This window comes from Viscerimonas tarda (assembly GCF_054601255.1).
This window is the reverse complement of record NZ_BAAHWV010000098.1, coordinates 1-2780: the sequence shown is the minus strand read 5'-3', so window position 1 is coordinate 2780 and position 2780 is coordinate 1. Positions and strand designations below refer to the sequence as shown.

Genomic DNA, 2780 nt, shown 5'->3' with positions numbered 1-2780 from the left:
ATCTTGTAGGAACGGTCGAATTTGCATCCGAGAAAGTGACTTTGGAAGAATTTGCCGATAAATTACTCCGGTTACCTGTGGACGAAACGCTTGATTTCAGTACTTCCGATGAAGGAAACGATTGTCAATACGGTGTCAAAAAAATCAGACTGTTTGATGCTGTTCTTATTATTCTTGCCTACTATGGAGGTAAAACTTCCCATCTGCATGATATTACCGACGATGAGGATAGCGATGAATTATACGAAAGTATTAAATGGTTTTTACAATCTGAAGATTACATCTATATTGATTTGTGTCCCCAAAGCAGTATTAATGGATAAATAATAAACAATGGGAAAGGATAAACAACAACAAACATTTCAAGAAAGAATCGACGAATTGCGCGAAGAAATCATTCAATCCATAGTGAATATTCTTAAAAGCAATTACCTCCAAGAGATTGAATTGCTTGATGATGAGCAATGCGATGTGACTTATGTTGTTTGGTTTGACAATGACGGTAACGCCTATGATTCTCCTGTCAAAAAGGTTTCTTTGGATGACGGCAGTATTTGCCTTGACGTGTATGATGAGTATTACAATATTTCTTCCACGCTGTATTGTTATGATTTAGGATGTATGCATCTGGATTGGTTAGAAAATATTCGAGAAAATATACTGGAAACCATCCACGAAAACAACAAGAATTGCAACCGAAATGCAATTGAATTGACTGTCTTGGATAACGGGGATTTAGAAATAGCCGTTTCCAACAGAGAAGAATTTCAAGATATAATCAACAAAAAAATTCACGATGAACGAGCGTATTTAGCCGAATTGATGGAAAACTCCCGATACATCGGAAATGATTGGTGGTATGCTTGCAATATCGGACTAACCGAAGCGCCGGCTATCGGACAAGGAGCTATATTTCCCGAAGATGAAAATTATGACGGAGAGCCGGCGGATTACGAAAATCTTTGGTATTTTCCGGATTATGCGATAAAATCATATCTGGAAATTCTGCAAACAGAAGGCAAGATTGTATTTACCGGACATCCGGACAACATTTCAAAGAAACAATAAGCATGACTGAAAAAGGATTTATTATCTGCCGTCCCGAAGGTGAAACGACCTTAAACGGACTTGAATACCTGTTGGATGACAAAGACGAAATCTGGCATTTTGATTCGGAAAAAGAAGCAACCGGATTTTTGAATGAACACGGAATCAATGAAGAAGATATTATGCTTAAATATCATGCCTTCTGCCAACATTGTGCAAAAGGGTTCTTTTTTGACAAGGAGGATGCACCGGATGAAGAAGACCGTGCATTTTATGTTTGTCCTGACTGCAAACGAATAATTGAAAACAGAATAAATAACAAACACTAAACAAAAGTATATGGCAACAAAAACAGCGTACATAACAGTTCGTCTTGAAATTCATAATCCGGAAGTGGACGAAATCACGGATGAAGATGTTGAAGAAGTTATTAATGAAATGGACTACAATTTTGAAGTAGAGGGCGAATTTCAAATTACCGATACGGAGATTTGTGGTATTAACGAATAAAATATAGAAAGGAGAAATAATATGTCTGACTGGTGTAACACAGAGTATAGCGAAGCAAATAAAGAGTATATCCGCCTGATTGCGGAACAAAAAAGAATAAGTAATGCGATCTACAATCTTATCATTGCCGCTTTGAAAGAAAACAATGGTAAAATCACTTTTACAGAGGGACTTGAAGATGATTGGGACAGCGATTACCCCGTCACTTCCACTTTTTGGAGCAATAAAGATAATCCGAACATTGATATAACAGATGTTTACTTGGATGAAAATGACCGCGTATTTGTTGATGGCTATAATAGCCATAATGGTGTTTTTGAAACCCGCTTGGAAGTAGAAACAGGGCAATATTCTGATGTGTTGGATTTCATCGGCGCTGTTTCAGGTTGGAAAAATGCTAATGATGAAGAACAAGATACCGAACAAGTGTCGGTAACTATCATATTTGGTACTGAAGCGGTAAGGGAGTATGAGGATAGTGGCGAAATCCCGTCCGAAGAATGGTTGGAGGCGAATGGGGGTGTTGTGGACGAGAAAACCTTCAAGTCGCAAGGACTAATGAACGCCTACCTCGAAGGGCTGAATGATGCCGACGGCTGGTTAGATACGCTGGTGTTGGACGAGTTTATGATAGACTTGTTGAAAAAGAAAGGGAATTGGGATTATAACTGATTATCAAACTTAAAAACAAACAAATATGAATTTTGGAAAAAGGCTGAACGACCTGCAAAGTGAAATTATCAACGCGCTTTGCGCAGTAGAAGAATTTCCAGCAGGCTTATTGCCTCACTGTGTTTATGTGGAGGAAGAATCGGAAAAATCGCTCGAATGCGGCAATTCCGTTTATACGGCGTATTATCTGACAAGGATATTTTCGGACGGAAGCTGCCTGTTGGAAAATCCCGAAACGGGAGTGGAAGAAACGCGGCAACTGAGCGAAATCTGTATCGATTGGCTGATTACTGCCTGGGATTATTATGTGGATTTGTCCGGCACAAAAGAGCCGGAACCGGTAGAAAAAGAACTTGCCGTTTTTCTTTATCCGATTGAACGTTTTGAGCGGAATGTAACCAATGATGAAATCATATCCGGCTGGGCAGATGATTATGTGGAAAAATTGACACCCGATGAATTTGCCGAAAAAATCAATGACGAATCTTTTGACGACTTGTCGTATTGGGTACGGTTTATTGAAGTGGAGGAGTAATGTATGAAAACCAAAC

At 39.0% G+C, this 2780-nt stretch carries 6 protein-coding genes; all 6 read left to right on the top strand.

Annotated features, from left to right (window positions below):
- Window positions 1-323, top strand: a 323-nt coding sequence (locus tag ACYPWY_RS15930; RefSeq protein ID WP_459686531.1) for a hypothetical protein, incomplete at its 5' end; no start/stop codon positions are given.
- 10 nt (window positions 324-333) lie between these two features.
- Complete coding sequence (locus tag ACYPWY_RS15925) at window positions 334-1068, top strand: hypothetical protein (RefSeq protein WP_459686530.1); 735 nt, start codon at window positions 334-336, stop codon at window positions 1066-1068.
- A gap of 2 nt (window positions 1069-1070) precedes the next feature.
- Window positions 1071-1376 (top strand): hypothetical protein, encoded by a 306-nt coding sequence (locus ACYPWY_RS15920; RefSeq protein WP_459686529.1) that lies wholly within the window; start codon window positions 1071-1073, stop codon window positions 1374-1376.
- A 10-nt stretch (window positions 1377-1386) separates the two neighbouring features.
- A complete protein-coding gene (locus tag ACYPWY_RS15915) occupies window positions 1387-1557 on the top strand; it encodes a hypothetical protein (RefSeq protein WP_459686528.1) in 171 nt (56 codons plus the stop codon).
- A gap of 21 nt (window positions 1558-1578) precedes the next feature.
- Window positions 1579-2229: a hypothetical protein gene (locus tag ACYPWY_RS15910; protein ID WP_459686527.1), complete on the top strand. Its 651-nt coding sequence runs from the start codon at window positions 1579-1581 to the stop codon at window positions 2227-2229.
- 25 nt (window positions 2230-2254) lie between these two features.
- The gene (locus ACYPWY_RS15905; RefSeq protein ID WP_459686526.1) at window positions 2255-2764 is read left to right on the top strand and encodes a hypothetical protein; all 510 of its coding nucleotides are present in this window, start codon (window positions 2255-2257) and stop codon (window positions 2762-2764) included.
- Window positions 2765-2780: the final 16 nt, after the last annotated feature.

What these genes read in the sequence shown, in the direction of transcription:
- ACYPWY_RS15905 (WP_459686526.1), top strand. Translation starts at nt 2,255, where the DNA reads ATGAATTTTGGAAAAAGGCTGAACGACCTGCAAAGTGAAATTATCAAC.
- ACYPWY_RS15925 (WP_459686530.1), top strand. Translation starts at nt 334, where the DNA reads ATGGGAAAGGATAAACAACAACAAACATTTCAAGAAAGAATCGACGAA.
- ACYPWY_RS15910 (WP_459686527.1), top strand. Translation starts at nt 1,579, where the DNA reads ATGTCTGACTGGTGTAACACAGAGTATAGCGAAGCAAATAAAGAGTAT.
- ACYPWY_RS15915 (WP_459686528.1), top strand. Translation starts at nt 1,387, where the DNA reads ATGGCAACAAAAACAGCGTACATAACAGTTCGTCTTGAAATTCATAAT.
- ACYPWY_RS15920 (WP_459686529.1), top strand. Translation starts at nt 1,071, where the DNA reads ATGACTGAAAAAGGATTTATTATCTGCCGTCCCGAAGGTGAAACGACC.